14 protein-coding genes, 1 tRNA gene and 2 pseudogenes are annotated in these 22,576 nt (G+C 63.4%); 9 read left to right on the plus strand and 8 right to left on the minus strand.

Annotation, left to right across the window (positions count from 1 at the left end; translation table 11 throughout):
- Positions 1 to 57 precede the first annotated feature (57 nt).
- Together ACEN9N_RS19550 and ACEN9N_RS19555 are read right to left on the minus strand one after the other, a co-directional pair.
- Entirely contained in the window at positions 58 to 474 is a 417-nt protein-coding gene (locus ACEN9N_RS19550) for a hypothetical protein (RefSeq protein ID WP_495654333.1), read from the minus strand.
- Complete coding sequence (locus ACEN9N_RS19555) at positions 474 to 9,197, minus strand: two-partner secretion domain-containing protein (RefSeq protein WP_495654334.1); 8,724 nt, start codon at positions 9,195 to 9,197, stop codon at positions 474 to 476. The genes ACEN9N_RS19550 and ACEN9N_RS19555 overlap by 1 nt, the downstream gene beginning before the upstream one ends.
- A 458-nt stretch (positions 9,198 to 9,655) precedes the next feature.
- Between ACEN9N_RS19555 and ACEN9N_RS19560 the strand changes: the two genes are divergently transcribed.
- On the plus strand, positions 9,656 to 10,081 hold the full coding sequence (locus ACEN9N_RS19560; RefSeq protein ID WP_495654335.1) for a hypothetical protein: 426 nt from the start codon (positions 9,656 to 9,658) through the stop codon (positions 10,079 to 10,081).
- A gap of 58 nt (positions 10,082 to 10,139) precedes the next feature.
- On the opposite strand, the gene ACEN9N_RS19565 is transcribed toward ACEN9N_RS19560, so the two are convergent.
- A protein-coding gene (locus tag ACEN9N_RS19565; RefSeq protein WP_495654336.1) for an IS3 family transposase occupies positions 10,140 to 11,242 on the minus strand; the annotation gives its coding sequence in 2 pieces (ribosomal slippage) (positions 10,140 to 10,984 and positions 10,984 to 11,242; 1,104 coding nt in all).
- Between the two features lie 188 nt (positions 11,243 to 11,430).
- Here ACEN9N_RS19565 and ACEN9N_RS19570 point away from each other — a divergent pair.
- The 5 genes and pseudogenes from ACEN9N_RS19570 to ACEN9N_RS19590 all read left to right on the plus strand — a co-directional run.
- Complete coding sequence (locus tag ACEN9N_RS19570) at positions 11,431 to 11,838, plus strand: hypothetical protein (RefSeq protein WP_495654337.1); 408 nt, start codon at positions 11,431 to 11,433, stop codon at positions 11,836 to 11,838.
- 226 nt (positions 11,839 to 12,064) lie between these two features.
- Positions 12,065 to 12,475 (plus strand): transposase, encoded by a 411-nt coding sequence (locus ACEN9N_RS19575; RefSeq protein WP_495654338.1) that lies wholly within the window; start codon positions 12,065 to 12,067, stop codon positions 12,473 to 12,475.
- Complete coding sequence (gene tnpB, locus ACEN9N_RS19580; protein WP_495654339.1) at positions 12,472 to 12,804, plus strand: IS66 family insertion sequence element accessory protein TnpB; 333 nt, start codon at positions 12,472 to 12,474, stop codon at positions 12,802 to 12,804. The genes ACEN9N_RS19575 and tnpB overlap by 4 nt, the downstream gene beginning before the upstream one ends.
- 57 nt (positions 12,805 to 12,861) lie before the next feature.
- Positions 12,862 to 13,149, plus strand: a pseudogene (locus ACEN9N_RS19585) (transposase domain-containing protein); the annotation flags it as partial.
- Positions 13,142 to 13,288: pseudogene (locus ACEN9N_RS19590) on the plus strand (IS5/IS1182 family transposase); the annotation flags it as partial. The pseudogenes ACEN9N_RS19585 and ACEN9N_RS19590, both read left to right, overlap by 8 nt.
- A gap of 667 nt (positions 13,289 to 13,955) precedes the next feature.
- On the opposite strand, the gene ACEN9N_RS19595 reads toward ACEN9N_RS19590, so the two are convergent.
- Positions 13,956 to 14,032: transfer RNA gene (locus ACEN9N_RS19595), tRNA-Ile, on the minus strand.
- A gap of 30 nt (positions 14,033 to 14,062) precedes the next feature.
- The gene (gene hrcA, locus ACEN9N_RS19600) at positions 14,063 to 15,070 is read right to left on the minus strand and encodes a heat-inducible transcriptional repressor HrcA (protein ID WP_413314423.1); all 1,008 of its coding nucleotides are present in this window, start codon (positions 15,068 to 15,070) and stop codon (positions 14,063 to 14,065) included.
- 31 nt (positions 15,071 to 15,101) lie between these two features.
- Between hrcA and ACEN9N_RS19605 the strand changes: the two genes are divergently transcribed.
- Genes ACEN9N_RS19605 through rapZ form a run of 3 tightly spaced genes read left to right on the plus strand, consistent with a single transcriptional unit; the run spans position 15,102 to position 18,572 of the window.
- Entirely contained in the window at positions 15,102 to 16,013 is a 912-nt protein-coding gene (locus ACEN9N_RS19605) for an NAD kinase (RefSeq protein ID WP_007834361.1), read from the plus strand.
- Between the two features lies 1 nt (position 16,014).
- Positions 16,015 to 17,697: a DNA repair protein RecN gene (gene recN, locus ACEN9N_RS19610; protein ID WP_495654340.1), complete on the plus strand. Its 1,683-nt coding sequence runs from the start codon at positions 16,015 to 16,017 to the stop codon at positions 17,695 to 17,697.
- The gene (gene rapZ / locus ACEN9N_RS19615; RefSeq protein ID WP_007834365.1) at positions 17,694 to 18,572 is read left to right on the plus strand and encodes an RNase adapter RapZ; all 879 of its coding nucleotides are present in this window, start codon (positions 17,694 to 17,696) and stop codon (positions 18,570 to 18,572) included. Before recN ends, rapZ begins: the two co-directional genes overlap by 4 nt.
- 4 nt (positions 18,573 to 18,576) lie before the next feature.
- On the opposite strand, the gene mutY is transcribed toward rapZ, so the two are convergent.
- From mutY to mutM, 3 genes are all read right to left on the minus strand, one after another.
- Positions 18,577 to 19,611, minus strand: coding sequence for an A/G-specific adenine glycosylase (gene mutY, locus ACEN9N_RS19620; protein ID WP_495654341.1), 1,035 nt, complete (start codon positions 19,609 to 19,611; stop codon positions 18,577 to 18,579).
- Between the two features lie 34 nt (positions 19,612 to 19,645).
- Positions 19,646 to 21,607: a dynamin family protein gene (locus tag ACEN9N_RS19625; protein ID WP_413314418.1), complete on the minus strand. Its 1,962-nt coding sequence runs from the start codon at positions 21,605 to 21,607 to the stop codon at positions 19,646 to 19,648.
- A gap of 89 nt (positions 21,608 to 21,696) precedes the next feature.
- The gene (gene mutM / locus ACEN9N_RS19630) at positions 21,697 to 22,509 is read right to left on the minus strand and encodes a bifunctional DNA-formamidopyrimidine glycosylase/DNA-(apurinic or apyrimidinic site) lyase (protein ID WP_413314416.1); all 813 of its coding nucleotides are present in this window, start codon (positions 22,507 to 22,509) and stop codon (positions 21,697 to 21,699) included.
- Positions 22,510 to 22,576 lie beyond the last annotated feature (67 nt).

Raw genomic sequence — 22,576 nt, forward strand, 5'->3', positions numbered from 1 at the left:
ATGAAATTCCGCTCGCATCAATTGACCGCATCGATTTTGCCTCAATATATTTCAAAATTACTTCTCTGTTTTGCGTCGACACGAAAGCTCAATCACAATGCCGGGGGAAATAGCAGGCCTCCCCGCCTCCCTTCGGACAACAGTTGTGAAAATCATTTTCTCCGGGAATCCGAGGTTGGCGATATAGGCCTTAAGCAGCAAAACCTCGCTTGAAGCTTTTGAAAAATCGGCGTCGTCTCCTGGTTCCACATCCGTAACCACAGCGATATCACTGGCGCCAGGATTTTCAGCGCACTGCCGATTAAATTTTTCAAATATATCTGCAGCCGCCTTGCGGGCACTATCATTGAAGCTACCGCTATCAGGGACAGGTTTTCGATTCACTTGAACTTGTGCCTGATATGGAAATGGAGCATCCGCCATCGTCATGCCGGAGGAGAAAAAAATCCCGAGAAGAATGACAATCGAGCGCATCAAAAAAGACCTCCGAAATTGGCAATGAATTTATCGGAAAACCGATATCTAAACGCATCCTGGATTTTATTTGCCTCAACCTCCCACGGCTGGGTTGCGTAATTGTTCCAAAGTGGTGAGTTGGATGGAGGAATGGCGGCCTTGCCTCCTTGAATTGTATGAGTGTATTCGTGAACCAGAATTCCAATCTGAGTGATGCTGGTTTGCTCAAAAAAGGATTGGTACACTATCACGGCACCGGTGTTTGGATCAAATACCGCAAGCGCAGGGCTTCCATCAGATGCTTTTCCTGCAAACTCGCTGGATATGGAGACATTCATGTTTTTAAATCCTGCCGCCGAACATTGTTGGCAAATGTCTTGGAATGAATCCATGAAATCTGCGGCCGAATTAAACAGCTTATCTATTCTTTTCTTTTGATCTTCAAGTGTTCTCGGCGCGTAACGCCGACCAAGCTGATTGTTTTCGACTGCATTTGCTCCAGCCAGTCCTGCGATATCGGCACTGGCTTGATCGCCGCCAATCAAGGCCCCTGCAATCCCCGCCATCATTTGCCCGAAAAGTATGGTCTCTGTCGCAAGCGCGGGATCATTCGATGGGTTGTAGAAGTTGCCTGCCAGGTGTCCGACAACGGCCCCTAGGGCGCCCGCAGAGCATCCTGATCCGCTGGAAATACCATAGCCACCAGCTCCGGCGCGACCGCTGCCAACCAAGCAGCCCGCAATCGCGTGAGCAATCTCTGCGGTGAAAGCGTTGAGATTGCCGTCCCCGGTCGGGCCGTTGTTGCCGATCCAGGCTGCACTTTGAGACGCCGCTGTATTCAAGAGGCCGTTAGTTAGCGCAACGGTGAGCCTGTCCTCTAGGCTCCCGCCATAAATCGCGGTGTTAACTAGGGCCGCCGTAGCACCATTGAGTAGATTTCGACCTAGAACTTGCGGCCAGCTTGCTCCTGCAGCTGTCGTCCAACCCTGTATTCCCAGACCAATATTCAATCCCTGCACGGCACCGGCCGTAGCCATAGCCGCCAGGATGTCCTTGACGGTTCGACTCGAGCCCAACTCGCGCAGCGTCGCGGCGATGTCACCGTTGTTATTGATCAGGCTCACTGCCGTGTGGCTGGCCAGCGCTGACAAGCCAGCGTTGGCCGCCGCGCCGGTAGCAGTATTGCCCGCTGCGCCTATGAGGTCTGCGCCATAGCCCCAAGACAGCACCGAGGCAACAATCGTCACAACCGCGGCACCTGTCTGCGTCAAGCTGCCCTGATGTTCAGCCCACTGCCGCTGCTCTACTGGCACGCCTTCCCAATTGATCTTGCCGTCCAGCGAGTGGTCATTGCTCAACTGCTTGACCCACTCGGTCCCTGGCTGACCACTTGCAATCACTTGTTGAAGGGCTTGCTGCAGGCTCTGCTGCGGCAGATACATCGACGTTTGACCATTCGGGCCCGATACGGGGGTCGCGTTCTGACCGACCTGCACATTGATCTGTTTGGCGTCGACGCTCAGATTCGGACTGTTGATCTGGGTGTAGTTGGCCGCTTCGACATGTGCACCGGTATCAGCCGTTCGCTGGTACGCCAAGCTGCGTTGCCCCCGGGACTGGCTGACCTCGGTGGTCGTGTTGACTACGCCGAAGTTGAGATTGCCCTCCGGGGCACTCAACGTCACACCTTGCCCTGCGTTGATCGTCGGAGCAATGAGGTTCAGGTCGCCCGTATTGGCCGTGATGTTGACGTTGCGCCCCTCCAAAGTGGCGGAAGCCAGACTGGTTTGGTCTACACGGTTCGTGACATTGCTGCGGGTGTTCAATCCGCTCGCAAGCGAGTGCGGCATTTGATTGGGCGCTATCGACTGGGTTCGCGTCTGTGAGCCCGTACCGGCGCTGGTCTGATTCAGGCCACTCATCACGGTCACGCTGCCACCATTCACGTTCAGATCGCCGGCAGCACTCAGGTTGCTCGCGTAGACGTTGACCTGTTCCTTGCCCGTGACGTTAACGTTGCCGCCCGTGCTCTTAATGTTGCTGGCTCGTTCTGTGCTCGTATAGAGGCTGGCTTGATTGGCTCCGGAAGTGGAGAGATTTCCCTTGCCGTCCACGCCCGGCATGGAGGCTCCCGAGAAGGCCGTCGCCACGCCAAGGTTGACCACGGCGCCCAGGCCGCTCATCTTCTTCTCGCGGGTTTGCTCGACGTCGGCCTGTCGGGTATCCACGGAGGAAACGATGTTGACGTTGCGCCCGGCCTTCACGGTAATGTCGCCAGGAGCAGTGATGTCGCTACCGACGATGTTCACGTCGCGCCCACCATCCAGCTTGACGGTGTTTCCGCTGAAGGTGCTGGCCACGGTCGTATCCGTCTGCAGGAGGCCATTCGTGGTGGTGCGTGTGGAGCTCAACCCCGAGCGCCGATTCGAGATTGCCGTGAAGGCAAGAGCCGATGTCTTGCGCCCAGATTCGATCAGGATGTCGTTGCCGGCGTGCACATTCAGTTCGCCGCCCGCGCTGACTGTTGCCGCGCGGGCTGTCACGTCGTGCCGCGCGTCGAGCGACACATCGCCTGCGCCGCTCAGACGAGTGCCAACTTCCGCAGTATTGACCGCAATGCCAGAGACATTCTTGCCGATGGCTGTCACGGTCGTTGCGGTCGTGACCGTGCCCAGATTGATGTCGTTGCCGGCGGTGAACGAGGTCTTGCCGGTACCCGCGTTGGAAATGATGGCTCCAACCAGATTGATATCGTTGCCCGCGCTGGCCGTCAGGACTCCGCGAGGGTTGGTCACGTAAAGGCCGGCCACGCGGTCGATGATCTGATTGCCCGGAGTCCCGGCGGACGTCGTGGTCCGAACGTTGATGTCGCGTGCCGCTTCGAGTGTCAGCCGGTCGCGGGCATCAATCGTTCCACCGATGTTGTTGATGTCCCCGTCCGCGGTGATCGCGACGGTGCCCCCGCTGATTCGGCCACCCAGGTTGTTGACGGTGTTGGCATCGATGGTCACCGACTTGCGGCCTGCGATGGTGCCGGTGTTCAAGAGATCGTTGCCTTTGCCGGTGATGTTCACGGCGTTGGCAGAGAGCAGCGCCCCCGAGCCGTCGATGTCTCCCGGCAGCACCCGCACGTACACCTGCGGCACGAGCACCTGCTGTGTCGTTCCGTCGGGCAAAGTGACGGTCTGCTCGACCAGCCAGACGATATCGCTGGTGAGTTGTGCCATCTGCGCGGCAGTCAGTGCAACTCCTGGACGAAGTCCGTACTCCTTCGCAAAGGTCACGCCCGCATTCATCAGGGCGGTGTACTGATCTTCGTCGTTGTTGAACCCGTCCAGATACCGGTAGCCCGTCAGTTGGGCGACTTGCTCGCGGATGAGTTTCTGTTCATAGAAGCCGTCGCCCAGGCGCTTGAGGGTGCTGTTCGGATCGAGCCCGAAGCTGTTGAGCAGATAGTCGCTGCTGAGCCAGTTCCGATAGTTCGCAAACCGTGGGTCGGTCTCGATCAGGTAGTTGCCGCCGGCCCGCGTCCGGAACAGGCTCGCCTGCGGCACGTTCAGGTTCGGCGTGCTGGTGCGCACCACCGTCGGGACGGTCCGGGTACTTCCGGCACTGGTGCCGCCAGATGCACCAGCCCCGGAGCCGCCCGTGCCGATGACCGTGCCCACGTTGGCCGCAACCTCCACGATGGTTCCCGAGCCTGAACCGCCGCTTGCACCACTGGCCCCGCCACCGGTCGCATTGCCGGACCCTTTGGTCGCGGTGCCGGCGTTGTAGCCCGTGGTCGCATTGAGGTTCGGCTGGTACTTGTAGGCGCCCAGTGCGATGCTCTGTGGAGGGACCACCAGAGGAACGTTGACGGCCTGCACCTGGCCCTGGTTGTTCACCACGCTCGCCAGGCCCGACACAGTGACCGAGCCGGTGAGCTGGCTGGACTGGTAGTCGTTGGCGGTGATCGTTCCTCCCGCGAGCACCTGGCTGTCCTGGTTGTACAGCCGGCCGTTGACCGTCATGTTTCCGCCCGCGATCAGATGCGCCGGATCGGCATTGATCGCAGTGTCCGTGACCGTGGTGATGTTGTTGGTCCAGACGCCGTAGCCGCCGATGCCTACGAGTTCGCCAGTGTCCTTGCGGTAGACGAAACCGTTGACCGGATCGAGGTTGACTTCGTCGAGGGTGTACTGCGTAGTCCGGCCAATGCCGCTACCGACGGGCGTGACCGGTGCCACCCCGACCATGACGCTCGAGACCGAAGTGGGCGTGCCCAACTGGATATGCACGTCGCGGTTGTTGACCTGCGCCATCGCGATGGACATGTTGCCCAGCGACTGGATGTCCGCGCTCAGGTTGTCCAGCGTGCCACCCTGGCCTGTGGCCTTGCGGTTCGCGTCGAGCGCGCCACCGATGGCCATGTTGCCGCTGCTGAAGATCAACGCATGCTCGCGGTTCGTGAGGTTGCCAGCACCGATGTCCAGGTCACCACGCGAAGCGATGGTCGCGGCGGTGGTCGTGCCACCGACGGTCTCCGTGTCGTTGACGAGGTTGCCGGCGCTGATCGAGACGGCATTGCCATAGACTCGGCCCGTACCGATGTTGTTCAGCGTGCCCGTATTGACCTGCGTGTTGCCCTGGCTGTCGATCAGACCGCGGTTGTTCAGCGTGCCCGCGTTGACGATGGTGTTCGTGCCCGACATCTCGCCCGTGGCGGTGTTGTCGACCACATTGCCGTTGACCGTCAGGGTATCGCCTGCGAGCAGCTTGGCGTTGTTGGTCAGATGGCCGGTAGTGCCATAGGTGAGATTGCCGCCCACACTGACATCGCGGTTGTTGACGATGTCCTGCGTCAGCGCGATGGCCATGTCGCGGCCGGAGGTGAAACTGCCGTCGTTGCTGAATTTCGCAGCGTCGATCTGGAGACTGTTGCTGGCTGTGAGCGCACCCCCGGTGTTCACGACGTTGAGCGTCTTGGCGCTCGGATTGGCGGCGTTCGGGTCGACCAGCTTGAGGGTATCGCCGGCCGAGAGCAGACCGCCTGCGGAATTGTCGATAGTCCCCCCACCGGTCACCGTGAGGTTCTGCGCGGCGCGCACGGCGCCCGTCTGATTCCCGAGGTTGGTGGCGTTGATCGCGACGTTCGTGCCTTCGATGCCCTGATCCGTACCGCTGGTGTTGGCGTTGTTGACAGTGGCGGCGTTCAGCGTTGCGGTGTCGCTGGAGCGCAGCAGACCGCCTACGTTCTGGATATTGCCGGCATTGACCGTCAGGGCTCCGACAGATTGCATCTGGCCGCCACTGTTGTCGTAGGTGGCGCCATTCGTGTTGATCGTGACTGCGGCCTGTCCGATGACCTTTCCGCCAGTAGTGTTCGAGAAGCCCTGTGTGTTGGCCGTGAAGGCCCCCTTGGCGCCGATGAAGCCCGCGCTGCTGTTCACAGCGCCGGCGTTGAGCGTCAAGGTGTCGGCGCTCGTGATGCCGCCCTGGCCGTTGGTATAGCCGGCCGCGTTGGTGTTCGTGAGGGCCTGGCCGTTCGTGTCGATGGTCATGACGCCACCGCTTTGCACGAGGCCGGTGTCGTTGTTTAGTGCACCGGACTTCACGTCGACGGTGGTGGTCGCGGCTATCGTTCCCTTGGCGCTGTTGTCCAGGGCATTGCCGTGCGTGTCGATGCTCAAGCTGTTGCCGAAGATCTTGCCGCCGGCACTGCTCAAGCCACCATTGCTCAGCGTGGTCGTGCCACCGGCTTGCAGGATGCCGCCAGTGGTGGTGGTGGTGCCCGTGGTCGTGACGGCCAGATTGCCGTTGACGGCGGCTGTCGTTCCCGCGCTGTTGTCCAGGCTGGCGGCCGTGACCGTGGTGTTACCGTTGGCGGCCAGCGTACCGCCTACGTTCGCGGCCGCACCCGAGACGGTTGCATTGAGGTTGCCGACGGCCGTCAGGTTTCCAGCGTCGTTCTTGAGACTGCCTGCCTGAACGGTGGCATTGCCACCTGCAAGGAGTTGGCCGCCTGCAGAGTTGTCGAGCTGGTTGGCAACCGTGAGGTTCAGGTCGGACGTGCCCGCCGCTTGCAGCTTGCCGCCCTGGTTGGCCATGGAGCCCGCGTTGGCAGTGATGGCACCGTTGCTGGCGATGGTGCCCTGGTTGTTCACCAAGGCCCCGCTGACGTTGAGGGTCGTGGTGCCTGTGCCGGCCTGCACGATGCTGCCACTGTTCTGGTTGCTCAGAGAGCCGGCCGACAGGTTGATCTGTTGGGCGTAAGTCGTACCGCCGTCCTGGTTGAACGCGCCCGTGAGATTGACGGCCAATGCACCGTTGCCGGTGATCTTGCCGTTCGCGCCGTTGAAGCTGCCGCCCGCAATAGTCAACGTGCCGACGCCGGCGTGATCGATCTTGCCGCTGTTGTTCGTGATGGACGCGGCCTGGAGTGTCAGGTCCTGGCCGTTCGTGGCAATGTGGCTGTTCGAGTTGTCGATGCTGCCGTTGACGGCGAGGACGGTCGCACCGGTGCCGGTCTGGATGATCTCGCCGCCGTTGATGTTGGCGATATTCGACGTGTTGATCTGCAACTGAGCGGCGTTGAGCTGGCCGGCGCTGTTGACCAGAGTCTGGCCGGGCTGCACGTTGGCCGTGATGGCGAGCGTGCCGGGCGTTGCGACAGTGGCGCCACTGGTGGTCACGTTGCCCTGGGTGGCCGTGATCGTGATGTTGGACGCGCCGGTCTGGCTGCCAGTGAGGTCGACAGAAGCGCCCTTGAACGTGGCGTTGCCACCTGCGATGTTGGTGCCCATGGAAGTCAGCGACTGACTGGCAGCAACGGTCATGTCGCCCGTGCTCTGCAGATCGCCACCGCTGCCATCGAGGCTGCCAGTCTGGACCGAGAGATTCGCACCGCTGGCAATGCGCCCCGCGGTGTTCAGGAGTTGCTGGCCAATGGTGAGCTGAACATTGCGGCCTGCCGATGAGATGTTGCCCTGGCTGTTGTTCAGGGACTGGGCAGCGACATTGAGATTCTGGTTCGAGGCCAGCGTGCCAGAGGTGTTCTGAACTGCGCCGGCAAAGTTCGCAGTCAGCGCACCGGTAGCCGAGATGGTGCCGCGCGTGTTGTCGCCATTGCCACCCACCGTCAGATTGACATCAGAAGCGCTCGTGAGCGTGCCGTCGACGTTGAGCAGATCACCGGTAGTCGTAATGCTCAGACTGCCTGCATTGAGCTTGCCTCCCGTGTTGTCGAAGGACCCGACTTTCGCACCGAAGCTCTGGCTGACATTAAGCGTGCCGCCCGCATTGCTGAAACTCGGGCCTGCAACGGACATCGTCGCGACATTGAGCGAACCGCCCGCGTTGTTGATCTGGGGCGTGTTGAACGTGATGGGACCGCCCGCGTAGATCTTGCCGCCATCGTTGGAGATGGTCCCGCCAGCGGTGATGGCGCCCGGTGCGGGCGGGGTGTAGGTGGTTGGCGTGGATGTACCGCTCGAACCCGTGTCGCTGCCAGCCGTGGTCGATGGCGTAGTCGTGCCGCCGCTGGTGGTGGGACTCGTAGTTCCACTACCACCGCTACTCGTTCCGCCGCTGCTTACACCAGCGCTCACGGGCTCGGCACCAATCACGCCGCCATTCGTATTGCTCAAGACCGACGAAGCAATGGTCAGGCCTGCCGAACTGGCCTGGCGGATCGTGCCGCCACGGTTGGAGATATCACCGGGCGTGGTCAGTTCGACGCGTTGACCTTCCAACGTGCCGGTGTTCTCGAGGCGGCCCGCCGCCGTGACGACAAGACCGCCGGCACCGGCGCCGATGCTGCCCGCGTTGCGCACGCCCAGACCGGCTTCGCTTCCGATCAAGACAATCTTGTTTGCGTACATGCCGCCGAGCGCGGCCACGTCCAGGGCAAAGGTGGGCGCAGAGCCTGTGCCTGCCGTCGGCGTGATTTGCGAATGGTCGGCGCTGATCTGATTTGCACCGGTCACCACCTTGAGCTCGCTCGCCCAGATGCTCGCGTTGGCTTGCACGGCCCGCGCGAGGATCGCAGCGTAGTCAGTCTTGCTGGCATCGAGGCCCGCGCCGTCAATGGTGACGGTGCCGCCACGAACAAGGAAGCTGTCGAGGCCGCCGATGGCATTGAATTGCGGTGTGCCAGTGGTGAGGGTGGCGCGCGAGGCATTGATGAAGCCACCCCCGTCCACGCTGATCCCGGCTGGGTTGGCGATCACCACTTCGGCACGCTGACCGCCCACTTCGATGTAGCCGCGGAGCTGGCTGGGCGTTCCGCCGTTGACTTCGTTGAGGATGATACGTGCCGGGCCCGTAGCCAGGTTGGGATTGCCCTGCACGAAGCCGCCGAGTTGCGTCTGCACAGCAGTTCTGCTGTTGTTCAGGATCGCACCGTTGGCCCCGACGTTGAAGGCGTTGTAGACATTGCGCGAGACGCCCGCCGCGCTCGGAGTTTGCACATTGATGAGCGGGACGCCGTTGGGTGCGACCAGCACCGTCGGTCGCAGGTTGCCTGGGACATTGGGCGCGCCAACGATCTGGGCATGCGCGGATGTCGTTGCCAGCATGCCGCTCGCCAGCGCTGCAGCAATCAACACAGGGGCGAGGGCGGCGGCACTTGCCGCCAGTGCGCTACCCGCTCCCGTCGTGGCCCTGTTCGACGCTTTGCCTGAGCTCCTGGCAGTTTCGTGAACCACCATCCGCATGCCTCTGGCTGCATTGAAGACGACACGGTGAAGCTGGCGATTCATGCCCTGGACTCCCTGAGAATTTTTGAGTGCTTATGGCGCTTTTGTATCAAAAAGCGTCAATTTCAATTATCAGGGGGGTGAAAGGCCTAAACGAAAGGCCGTCCCATGTCAGCGTGCGCATAAGTTCACGAATGGAACTTCGGCAAATCTCAAGAATTCTTTTAATTAATTCTTAGGTGTTCATTTTTCTTGGCCAAGTCCCGCAGGGCGCCGATCAATAAGCCGACCGCACAAAGTAGTCAGGGGGCGTGATTCGCGGCCTGTCGGACAGCTATTGGACGGCTGCCCGCTTACCTTGGCTCCGCCGGTTGGGCGCATAGCTTGCGTCACATGCCATTCGGACAAGAACAGGACAAAGCGCCCATGGACAGGAGCTGCTTTAACGGGGAAGCTCGCCTTGAAGCGGTGCATTCCTCACTGTGCGCCCTATTCAACAATGGAAGGAGCCGATAGTCACCATGCACGATCTCCGAGACCGACTGATTGCCGTGGCTCTGGAATGGGAGCGCGCATTTGGGAACGCTCCTGCGATTACCTCAACGCTCTCGGAGTTTGACGCCGCAATTCTGCTTGGCCTCACCCCTGAGGAGTATGAGGAATGCATGCACGGCGCAACGGCGGTTCAGAAGGGCTACGACTTCAAGTACCAGGGCAAGCGGTACCAGGTCAAAGGAAACCGTCCCAGCGGCAAGCCTGGGAGCTTGGTGACGTGGGTGCCGAAAGCCATGAACTACGACTGGGACTGCCTAGTGTGGATTCTCTATGACTCGAAGTACAAGATCGAGGAGGCGTGGCTTTGGGACGTTGCTGACTATCGGAATGAGTTTGACATCATCAAGCGCCTTTCGCCCACTCACTATCGGAAAGGACTGCAGCTTCGATGACTGGCGCGCCCAACACATCGAGCTCCTGACCTGCTCGGTTTAGTCGAGACAGTTTTTCCTAGAAGACGGCGGGTTGCAGTTCTAGGCGGAGTTCCTGTTTGAACTCTGCCGGGGTCAAGTATTGCAGGCTGCTGTGGGGACGTACCTCGTTGTAGTGATTGCGCCAGGCTTCGATCAGGACAGCGGCTTCGCGGCGCGAACGGAACCACTCGATGGACAGACACTCGTCGCGGAACTTGCCGTTGAAGCTCTCGTCGGTGCCGTTCTGCCAAGGCTTGCCGGGATCGTTGAGCACGGTGGCAATGCCCGAGCCTGAGATCCACTCCAGGATGGCTTGGCTGACGAACTCCGGCCCGTTGTCCGAACGCATGAACAGCGGCGCACCATGCAAGCTCACCAAGCGCGAGAGCACCTCGATCACCCGCTTGGAGCGGATGGCCCCGGCCACATCGATGGCCAGGCACTCGCGGGTGTATTCGTCCACGACAGTCAGGCACTTGATCTGCTGGCCGCTGGCCGTGGTGTCGAAGACGAAGTCGTAGGCCCAGACCATGTTGGCCTTGAACGGCGTGTGAACGCGCGGGCGCACCGAGGCGATGCGCTTGCGCGGCCGTTTTCGGGGCACCAGCAGGCCCGCCTGGCGCCACAGCCTGTGCGTGCGAGACCAACTCAGCTCGAAGCCCTTGCGGCGCAGAAACACGCGGATGCGGCGATAGCCGTAGCGCGGATACTGAGCCGAGAGTTCCTTCATCGCCGCAAGCACCGGCGCATCCTTGGCGGGCAAGCGCAGCTCATAGCTGGGCGTGGCGCGTGACATGCCGATGAGCCCGCAGGCGCGGCGCAGACTCAAGCCACGTGCGCGCACGAAGGCCAGTTGCTCGCGCCGAGCGAACGGGCTCACCATTTTTTTGCGTTGATCTCCTTGAGGATCTCGAGGTCCAGATCTCGCTCGGCAAGGAGCTTCTTCAGCCGGCTGTTCTCAAGCTCCAGGGCCTTCAGACGCTTGACGTCGGCCGCCTCCATCTGGCCGAAGTGTTTGCGCCAGGCATAGATGGTGGCGTCGCTGACCTTGTGCTTCTTGGCGGCCTCGGCCACCGTCGTACGATCTGCTTCGCGCAGGATCGTGACCATTTGCTCTTCTGAAAATCGACTCTTCTTCATGGGCTCCTCTTCGGGCGGGAGCCATCTTCCTAGAAATCAATGTCTCGGAGAAACCGGGCAGGTCACTCCCACGTCAATCGAACGTTGGTTCCGCAGCTGATTAGCGTTCATGACCATCGGTCAAGAGGGGACCGGACGCATACTGAATAACGGAGGGCGACAGTCCCAAAGCTGCTACCTAAAAGGCGATGACGATGAAGTCAATAGCAATCCTCGCACTGACGTTGGCTGGACTGCCGGTCGGTGTCTACGCAGGCATGTTTGGTCCGGAGAACTTTGCAGAATGTACTTTGTCGCGAATGCCAAGCGCGGCCAATGACACAATCGCCCTTGAAATTTCGCGGCAGTGTTCGAGAGAATTTCCTGTGAATGCCCCAGTCGAAAAGAAAAATGGATTCCTGGTCGCGTTTCGCTCGGGTAGCGAGTGCACCCTAAAGAAGGCCAAAGACACGCCTAGCGCGCTTGCTTCGAGAGTCATTCAAATTCAGTGCTACCGGCTATATGAACCCGCCGTTGACCCGAATGACGTGATCGTTCTCGATCCACAACCGACGCCGCAGGGTAGTTCAGGTGCATTCCCACCGCGACGCCCGTAGCCGGGAGGGCGTCTCCGGGGCCCACACCCCCTAAGAGGAAGATGATCGAGCCCGCGAACTGAGTGCTCGGTCGACATTGGGCATCCAAACACCTGCTGAGACGTTCCGCCAATCTGGTTGCGTCGACTGGTTGGACCCGCAACCGGAAGGTAAGCGTCCCGTGAACCCATCTTGAATCGGCGTTAGGAGCAAAGGATGCTCGTGTCCACTAATACTTGGTGGACACGTGAACACTATCTTTCCTCAACACACAGGCGATCGGCGGCGGCGCCGCCTGCACAGCGACGAGTTCAAGGCCAACGCCGTTGCCTTGGCTGCGCAGCCCGGCATGTCGATGGCGGCTGTGACGATGTCTCTCTGTATCAATGCGAACCTGTTGCGCCACTGGGTGCGTGACGCGGAGATCCAGCCGCGTAGGCCCGAGCCAATCGATGTACCGAAGGCACTGCCTGGTGCCGCCCCAAGCCCGGCAGTCAGCGGATTCGTGCCTGTGCAGTTGCCCGCGCCGGCCGAGGCGCCTGCGCCTTCCAGCGACATCCGCATGGAGGTGCGCCGCGGCGCCATGCACGTCGTGGTGACCTGGCCAGCCGCGCTGGCCAGCGAGTGCGGTGGCTGGCTGCGAGATCTGCTGCGGTGATCAAGGTCGAGGCCCTCTGGTTGGCCGTCGAACCGCTGGACATGCGATCGGGCACCGAAGCTGCGCTGGCGCGGGTCGTGCACGTCTTCGGCGCCGCCAGACCCCACCACGCCTATTTGTTCGCCAACCGCCGCGCCAACCGGATGAAGGTGCTGGTGCACGACGGCATCGGGATCTGGCTGGCAGCCAGACGGCTGCACCAGGGTAAATTCCTCTGGCCCCATGACGCCGCTCCCACGCTCAGTCTGAGTCGTTCCCAGTTCGACGCCCTGGTGCTGGGCCTGCCGTGGCAACGTGTCGGCGAGGCCGGCGTGATCAACGTGATCTAGCGCAATTGCCGAAGTTGCTGATGCTCACCCGGGTGTCCTGGGGCATCATCACCTTCCGTGAGCGACACGGCCACCAACCTCGACCACCTGGACGCGCAGCAACTGCGTGAGATGGTGCAGTCGCTCATGGGCCGCGTGGAGGCCGGTGAACTGGAGATCGATCGGCGCGACCGCGAGATCGCGTTCAAGCAGGCCACCATCGACAAGCTCACGCACGAGATGGCCGTGCTCAAGCGGCTGAAGTTCGCCTCGAAGTCGGAAGCCTTCACCACTGAGCAGAGGAATCTGCTGGAGGACACCCTCGACGCAGACCTGGTGGCGATGGAGTTGGAGTTGGAAAGCGTGGATGGGGGCCACGCACTTCCTGACGAAGACCTTGCCGAACGTGAAAACCGAGATGAATCTGCAGGTTCTGACCTACAACCTCAAGCGAGCAATCAAGGTCCTCGGCGCAAGCACCCTGATTGCAGAGATGAAGTCGTAGGAGCCGACTCGCGTCTTGTAGAGACGGCCGAGAATTCCGGTAGGAACTGAGTCCGCCGGCCCAACGGATCTTGCGCGCCCCTTCAATGCAGCTGTTTGCACACAGTCTCAGTCTCAAGCCGACTGTGGAACTACATCTGATAGGTAGAAGGAAATACCTGACGGGCAGCCAATATGTTGGGGTCAAAAACGATCAGGCTTCCGAGTGAGCCGACGGCTCAAGGATCACTTGATGGCTCTGGGTAAACGGTTGCGTGAGTAATTGTTTGGCACGCTGCAGTAACTTTCACAAGCCTCTTGGCCGGGAGGCGCGGTTACTGACGCTGTTACTGCACAATGCCTCGGAAGCACCCGGATAGATGCGGAAGCAAGCGCAATGAAAAAGCCCTAAGTAGTTGATTTACTTAGGGCTTTGGGACTTACGCGGACAACCGCGAAAGTAATGTTGGTGGCTGGGGCGGAATCGAACCGCCGACACACGGATTTTCAATTGGCGTTCCTACGACGCCCGCTGGCATCGCCGACTTCGGACGCAACCGTTGCTGCGCTGCTCAGCTCTCGCAATCCCCTTACATCCGCCATTACATCGCAAGAAAAAAGACACGGAACAAAAAGAATCCGCTACCAATTACATAGCAGACTCTTTAATAAATACGTTGTGAATTTGGTGGTAGGCCGTGATGGGCTTGAACCATCGACCAACGGATTATGAGTCCGCTGCTCTAACCAACTGAGCTAACGGCCCACTGGCCACGATTCTATTCGCCGCAGCGTCCTACTTGCGGTGGCTCAGCGCATTGCCGACCAGCCGCGACGTGATATCGACGATCTGGATCATGCGTTCGTAGGGCATGCGCGTCGGTCCGATCACACCCAGCGTGCCCACGACCTGCCCATCGACCTCGTAGTTGGCACTGACGATGGAAAGCTCCTCGAACGGCACGACCTGGCTTTCGCCGCCGATGAAGATGCGCACGCCTTCGGCCTTGCTCGACACATCGAGCAGACGCATCAGCTGGGCCTTTTGCTCGAAGAGTTCGAAGGCGCGGCGCAGTTGCCCCATGTCGCTGGAGAAATCGCTCACCGACAGCAGGTTGCGCTCGCCGGAGATCACGACTTCGTCTTCCTGCGCCTCGGTCAGCACCTCGGAGCTGACCTGCACCGCAGCCTGCATCAGGGCGGCGATCTCGCCGCGCAGCTTCTCGATCTCGGACTGGAGACGATCGCGCACCTGCTCGATGGTCAGGCCCGCATAGTGGGCATTGATGTAGTTCGAGGCCTCGACCAGTTGTGACTGCGAATAGTCGGCCTCCGGGAAGATCACCCTGTTCTGCACGTCGCCATCGGGCGAGACGATGATGACCAGCAGGCGCCGCTCGGAGAGCCGCAGGAACTCGATCTGCTTGAACACCGAAGCACGCCGCGGCGCCATCACCACACCGACGAACTGCGACAGGTTCGACAGCAGGTTCGCCGCATTGGCGATCACCTTCTGCGGCTGGTCGGGCGCCAGGCTCGGCGTGCTCATCTGTTCGCGCTCGGCGGTCAGCATGGTGTCGACGAAGAGGCGGTAGCCGCGGTGCGTGGGGATGCGGCCGGCCGAGGTGTGCGGGCTGGCAATCAGCCCCAGCGCCTCGAGGTCGGACATGACGTTGCGGATGGTCGCGGGCGACAGGTCGAGCCCCGGCGAACGCGAGAGCGTTCGCGAGCCGACGGGTTGCCCGTCGGCGATATAGCGCTCGACGAGCGTCTTGAGCAGCAACTTGGCACGGTCGTCCAGCATTGCAAGATTTTAGTGTTGTAATTTGTGAGATATGACCTCTCGCTTTCGTCACGTCGCCCTGATCGGCAAATACCAGGCTTCCGGCGCCCGAGCGCAGGCGGATGCGCGCGACGGCGTCATGGAAGGCATCGGCACCTTCCTCGAATCGCAAGGCTGCACGGTGTTCGTCGAGCGCTCGACTTGCGAAGACGACGATGACGGCGCCCCCGCCCATCCGCGCTACGAAGCCCTGAGCGTCGAGGAAATCGGCCAGCGCTGCGACCTCGGCCTGGTGGTCGGCGGCGACGGCACCATGCTCGGCATCGGCCGGCAGCTCGCCAGCTACGGCATTCCGCTGATCGGCATCAACCGCGGCCGGCTCGGCTTCATCACCGACATCCCGCTCGACAACTACCAGGCCACGCTGATTCCGATGCTGGCCGGCGAGTACGAGGAGGACCACCGCAGCCTGATGCATGCACAGGTCGTGCGCGACGGCGCCTCGGTGTTCGACGCGCTCGCGATGAACGACGTGGTCGTGAACCGCGGCGCCACCTCCGGCATGGTCGAGCTGCGCGTGTCGGTGGGCCGCCATTTCGTGGCCAACCAGCGCGCCGACGGCCTGATCATCGCTACGCCCACGGGCTCGACCGCCTATGCGCTGTCGGCAGGCGGGCCGCTGCTGCATCCAGCGGTGCCGGGCTGGGTGCTGGTGCCGATCGCGCCGCACACCCTATCGAACCGCCCCGTGCTGCTGCCTGATGCCGACGAGATCGTGATCGAGCTGGTGGGCGGGCGCGACGCCAGCGCCAATTTCGACATGCAGTCGCTGGCCTCGCTCGCGATCGGCGACCGCGTGGTGGTGCGCCGCTCCGACTTCCGCGTGCGCTTTTTGCACCCGCGCGGCTGGAGCTATTTCGACACGCTGCGCAAGAAACTTCATTGGAACGAAGGGGGCTCCTGAAATGGCGCTGCGACGCATCGCACTGCGCGACTTCGTGATCGTGCGATCACTCGAACTCGACCTGTCCGGCGGCTTCACGGTATTGACCGGTGAGACCGGCGCGGGCAAATCCATCCTGATCGACGCACTGCAGCTGGCCCTGGGCAACCGCGCCGACGCGGGCGCCGTGCGCGAAGGCGCCGAGCGGCTCGACGTGAGCGCCGAATTCGACGCCGACCCGGCCCTGGACACGTGGCTCGACGAGGGCGGCTTCGAGGCCGGCGACGCGCTGCTGCTGCGCCGCACCGTCGACCTGCAGGGCCGCAGCCGCGGCTGGATCAACGGTAGCCCGGCCACGGCCACGCAATTGCGCGAACTCGGCGACCGTCTGCTCGACATCCACGGCCAGCACGCCTGGCAGAGCCTGACGCGGCCCGAAGCCGTGCGCGGCCTGCTCGACGCCTACGCGGGCGTGCGCACCGACGCGCTCGACGCCGCATGGCAGGGCTGGCGGCAGGCGCTTTCGGCGCTCGAACATGCGCGCTCGGCGCAAGACTCGCTGCAGCGCGAACGCGAACGGCTGCAGTGGCAGATCTCCGAAGTCGCCAAGCTCGCGCCGGGTGCCGACGAATGGGAAGAGCTGTCGACCAACCACTCGCGCATCTCCAACGCGCAAGCGCTGATCGACGCAGCCCAGGGCGCCAGCCAGGCGCTGGAAGACGACGACGGCGGCGCCCTCTCCGCGCTCTCGCGGGCGGCCACGCTGCTGCAGAACTGCGAGCACATCGAGCCCGAGTTCCGCGCGCTGGGCGAGGTGCTCGCCTCCTGCGTGGCGCAGGCTTCCGACGCGGCCCACACGCTGCACGGCTACCTGCGCAACGCCGACACCGATCCGCAGAGCCTGGCCGAGCTGGATGAACGCATGGGCCTGTGGATGTCGCTTGCGCGCCGCTACAAGCGCACACCCGCCGAGCTGCCGGCGCTGCTGGCCGGCTGGCAGGCCGAACTGCAGGCGCTCGATGCGCAAAGCGATCTCGAAGGCCTGGAGCGTGCCGAGCAAAGCGCTCAACAGGCCTACATGAAAGAAGCCAAGGCGCTGGGCAAGGCCCGCAAGCAGGCCGCCCCCCGCCTCGCCCAGGCCGTCACCGACGCCATGCAGGGCCTCGGCATGCAGGGCGGACGCTTCGACGTCGAACTGCAGCCGCTGGCACAGCCCAGCCGCGCCGGCCTCGAAGACGTGGCCTTCCTCGTTGCCGGCCACACCGGCAGCACGCCCCGGGCCATCGGCAAGGTGGCCTCGGGCGGCGAACTGTCGCGCATTGCGCTGGCCATCGCCGTCACGACCAGCCAGCTCGGCGCCGCGCAGACGCTGATCTTCGACGAGGTCGATGCCGGCGTCGGCGGGGCCGTGGCCGAGACGGTCGGGCGGCTCATGAAGCAGCTCGGCCGCGACCGCCAGGTGCTCGCCGTGACCCACCTGCCCCAGGTGGCCGCCTGCGCCGACCATCACCTCGTGGTGGCCAAGCGCCAGACGGCGGCGGCGGGCAAGGACGGCCCGCGCACCGAAAGCGGCGTGTCGCGCCTCGACGACGACAACCGCGCCAGGGAAATCGCCCGCATGCTGGGCGGCGAGAAGGTCTCGCAGACCTCGCTCGCGCATGCACGCGAGCTGCTCGGCCACAAGACTCCGGCGACCGCGCCATGAGCCTCGACCTCGTGCTCATCACGGGCATGTCGGGCTCCGGCAAGTCGGTGGCCCTGCACGCGCTGGAAGACGCTGGCTACTACTGCGTCGACAACCTGCCGCCCGAGCTGCTGACCCCGTTCGTCGCGCTGCAGCATGAGCAGCAGGCCACGCGGGTGGCCATCGCCATGGACGTGCGCAGCGGCGTCTCGCTGCCGATCGTTCCGCATCAGCTCGACGCGCTGCAGCGCGACGGCGAGATCTCGCTGCGTTCGCTGTTCCTCGACGCAACCACCGACGCCCTCCTGCGCCGCTATTCGGAAACCCGCCGCCGCCACCCGCTCTCGCGCCAGGAGGGTCGCACAGACGTGCCCGAGCAGCATCGCGTGCTGATGCAGGCGATCGAGCTCGAACGCGAGCTGCTGGCCGACCTGCGCGACGGCGCCGACGTGATCGACACCAGCCTGATCCGGCCTGCGCAGCTGCAGAGCTACATCAAGTCGTTGATCTCCGCGCCCCAGAGCGCGCTGACGCTGGTGTTCGAGTCATTCGCCTTCAAGCGCGGCGTACCGCTCGACGCCGATTACGTGTTCGACGTGCGCATGCTGCCCAATCCGCACTACGTGCCCGCGCTGCGCCCGCTCACGGGCCGCGACGAGCCGGTGATCGAATGGCTGCGCGAGCACGACGACGTGGCACGCATGTACGACGACATCGAGCAGTTCCTTGCGCACTGGCTCGATGCGCTGGCGCGCGACCATCGCAGCTACGTGACTGTGGCCATCGGCTGCACGGGCGGGCAGCATCGTTCGGTGTTCCTGGTCGAGCAGCTGGCGCGCTCGTTCGGTGCGCGCTGGGGTGCGCTCAAGCGGCACCGCGAGCTCGACGCGGTCTGACTGCCTAAGCCTCGCTGCCCTCGAGCAGCTTGCGCATCGGCGCCGGCAGGCCCAGCCGGCCCCACTCGTCCGCATCGACCCAGCGCGCGCCATCGCCTTGCGGCTGGCCGCCCTGAAGCTTCAACGGGTGCAGGTGAAGGTCCTTGTGGGTCAGCACATGCACGAAGGCCGGCAGATCCTGCAGGCCGCGCTGCGCAGTCGTCGGCAGCACGGCCAGAAGGTCTTCGCGGCTGTCGAACACGGGCAGGCAATAAAGCCCCGCCCAGATGCCCTTCGACGGCCGCTTCTCCAGCCACACGCGGCCGTGCGCATCGCGCGCCAGCAGCACCCAGAGCGACTGGGCGCTGCGCTTGAGCTTGCGCGTCTTGACGGGATATCGCTCTGGCGCGCCTTCCCGCAGGGCCGCGCAGGTCTTGTTGACCGGGCAGATCATGCAGCTCGGCTTGCGCGGCAGGCAGACCGTGGCACCCAGGTCCATCACGCCCTGGGTGTAGTGCGCGATGGCTTCTTTCTGGCCGGCCGGAGGAAGCAATTGCGTCGCGAGGTCCCATAGCGCGCGCTCCTGCGCCGCCGAAGACATGTCGCCCGCAAAGCCGAGCACGCGCGTCAGCACGCGCTTGACGTTGCCGTCGAGGATCGCCACGCGCTCGCCGAAGCAGAACGCCGCAATGGCCGCGGAGGTCGAGCGGCCGATGCCGGGCAAGGTGACGAGCTCGGCGGCGGTGCGCGGAAACTCGCCGCCGAAGCGCGCGACAACATCCTGCGCACAACGGTGCATGTTGCGCGCCCGGCTGTAGTAGCCCAGCCCGCTCCAGAGCCCGAACACCTCGTCCTCGGTGCCGGCGGCCAGCGCCTTCACGTCGGGAAACCGCTCGAGGAAGCGCGCGAAGTAGCCGAGCACCGTCGACACCTGCGTCTGCTGGAGCATCACCTCCGACAGCCAGACGCGGTACGGGTCGCGGGTGTTCTGCCAGGGCAGCTGGCTGCGCCCGTGGCTGCGCTGCCAGCTCACGATCTGCGAGGCGAAATCGGGGGGCAATGGCAGGGTTGCAGCCGCCGTGGAGACGGAAACTTCAGGCCGCACGCAGCTCGCCGACAGTGGCCGCGGCCTGCGGCCTTCCGTGCTGCGCGATCATCGATGTGAACTCGCGCAGCTGCACATGAAGCTCGGTGAGGTTGCTCTCCTGAGAGGCAAGCTCGACCAGCCGCTCGTCGAGGTTGCCCGCCGCGCTCTGGATGCGCTCGATCGCCTCGATGCGCTTGCTGAAATTGCGGCGGCGCTCCTTGAGCTGCGCGTCGATCTGCGCGCTCGCACCCTTGCTCCAGCGCTCGACCTCGGTCATGGCCGCTTCGTTGACGAGCCGCAGCCGGCTGGCCAGCGCACGCACCAGCTTGTCGCAGAAGTCGGCCTGCGCGAGCTTCAGAAGGTTGCCCACGCCCAGGTAGTGGATGTGGCTGCGCTCGATCTGGCCCAGCTCCTGTTCGAAGCCCGTCAGGTCGGGCTCGGCCGGCGCCTGCAGGGTGAAGCCCTGCTCGGCATTGAGCTGGCGGAAGGTGGCGTGCAGCATCGACTGGATCTCCGCCGTGGTCGCCTGCACTTCGCGCAGGTTGTTGCGCAGCGAGTCGAAGGTCTCGGCGTACACCTTGCGCACGTTGAACTTGACACCGGGGCGCTTGAGCGCGGCCGACAGCCGCACCATGTCGGCCTTCAGCGCGGTACGGCCGAGCACGGCATATACCTCGCGCAGCAGCTTGCCTTGCACCGATCGCAGCGCCAGGATGCGCGTGTTGCTTCCTTCAAACTCGGTGTGCTCCTGGTCGATGCGCGCGCGCATGTGGCGGATCACCGAGACGTTCTTGCCGCGCAGCCCCTGCAGCTCGAGCGCCTGCTCGGACAGGTCGCGCTGGCGCACCTTCAGGATGCGCTCGGCCTCGGCGCGCAGCGCGGTCATGCCCGCGTCGACCGCCAGCCGCAGCATGGTTTCGCGCTTGCCGAGCACGCCTTCGGCGAGCAACGATTCGAGCGCCGGCAGGCGACTGGCCTCCAGCAGCTGGCCATCGTGCTGGATCTTGGCCTGCAGGCCCTTCTGCGCGGACACCGGCAGCACCTGCGCAAGCGGCACTTCGAGCAATCGGGCCGCGCCTTCGCGTTGGCGCTCGATCTGCTGCTCGATGTGGGCGGGCTGGCTCAGCGTGTCCCACATCGTGTCGATCTTGTTGAGCACCACGAAGCGCGTGTCGTTGCCTTCGTCCTCGGTGATCAGGTGTTCGCGCCAGATCGAGAGATCGGAGCGCGTCACGCCGGTTTCAGCACCCAGGATGAAGACCACCGCATGGGCCTGCGGAATCAGGCTCACCGTGAGTTCTGGTTCGGCGCCGATCGCATTCAGGCCCGGGGTGTCGAGAATCACCAGCCCTTGCTCCAGCAGCGGATGCGGCATGTTCAGCACCGCATGGCGCCAGCGCGGGATCTCGACGCGGCCCTGCGCGTCCTGCGCCGGGTTGTCGTCGGGGGTATCGTCGTCCCAGAAACCCAGCGTGCGCGCTTCGTCCTTGGTGACCCAGCGCACCTCGGCCACCTTGCTCATGGCCTGCGCCAGCTGCTCGGCGTCGCCGACGTCGATGGAGATCTCGGTCCACCGCGTGGGTTTCTCGCGCCAGTGGGCCAACGAATGCGGCTCCAGGCGGGTTTCGATGGGCAGCAGGCGCAGCTTGGGCGCAAGCGCGGCGTCGTAGCCCAGCTCGGTCGGGCACATCGTGGTGCGGCCCGCGCTGGCCGGCATGATGCGCCGCCCGTAGCCGGCGAAGAAGATGGCGTTGATCAGCTCCGACTTGCCGCGCGAGAACTCGGCGACGAAGGCGACCATGACCTTGCTGGTGCGGATCTGCGTCTCGAGGCCTCGCAGGCGCTCCGCCACCGCCTGGTCGAGCAGCTCGTTCTCGGTCAGCCAGCGGGACAGCCACTGCAGCCGGTGGGCGAAATTGCTTCGCCAAGCGCCGTGCTGATCGAGTTGTTGGTTGAAAGAGCGGCTCAAGGGAAATATGTAAGAAACAACTTACAAATATAGCATCGGGAGGTGGCAACAACCGTTTCTAGATTGTTTCTCTCGTCGGATTGTGACGCTTACTTCTGGCACTTGGGGCAGTAATAGGTGGAGCGCTGTCCCTGACGCAGCAGGCGGATCGGCGTTGCGCAAACCCGACAGGGTTCGCCCGCGCGGCCATAGACGGTCGCTTCGAGCTGGAAATAGCCATTCTGGCCGTCCACATTGGAGAAATCGCGCAGCGTGCTGCCGCCCTTCTCCACCGCCCGGGCCAGGATCTCACGCACCGCCGCATGGAGCCGGGCCGCCCGCGGGCGGCTGATGCGCGCGGCCGACAGCGTCGGCCGGATGCCCGCCTGGAACAGCGCCTCCGACGCGTAGATGTTGCCCACGCCTACCACCACGTCGCCCGCCAGCAGCACCTGCTTGACGGCGCTCCTGCGCTTCTTGAGGCCGGCATGGAAGGCATCGAGGTCGAAGGCGTCGCCCAGCGGCTCCATGCCCAGCCCGCCGAGGAGCTTGATGGCCCACGGGGCGGCCTCGTCGTCCACGTAGACCACCGCGCCGAAGCGGCGCGGATCGTTGAGCCGCAGCGTGCCCCGGTCGGTGACCAGGTCGAAATGGTCGTGCGGCCCGGGCAGCGGCAGCGCCGCATCGAAACGCAGGCTGCCAGACATGCCCAGGTGCAGCAGCAGGATGCCGCGGTCGAGGTCGATCAGCAGGTATTTGCCGCGCCGCCGCACCTCGCGCACCTGCCGCCCGACCAGCGCCTCGGGCAGCACCATCAGCGCCCAGCGCAGGGGCTTGCCGATGCGCACCGCGTCGATGCGCGCGCCCGCGATGCGGTCGGCAAAGCCGCGGCGGGTGACTTCGACTTCGGGCAGTTCAGGCATGAAAGTAAATCTCCGGCAAACGCCAGCGGTAACGAGGCCCCAGGGGGCGCTCATTCGGGAGCCTCGA

It is taken from the genome of Variovorax sp. Varisp46, assembly GCF_059491885.1.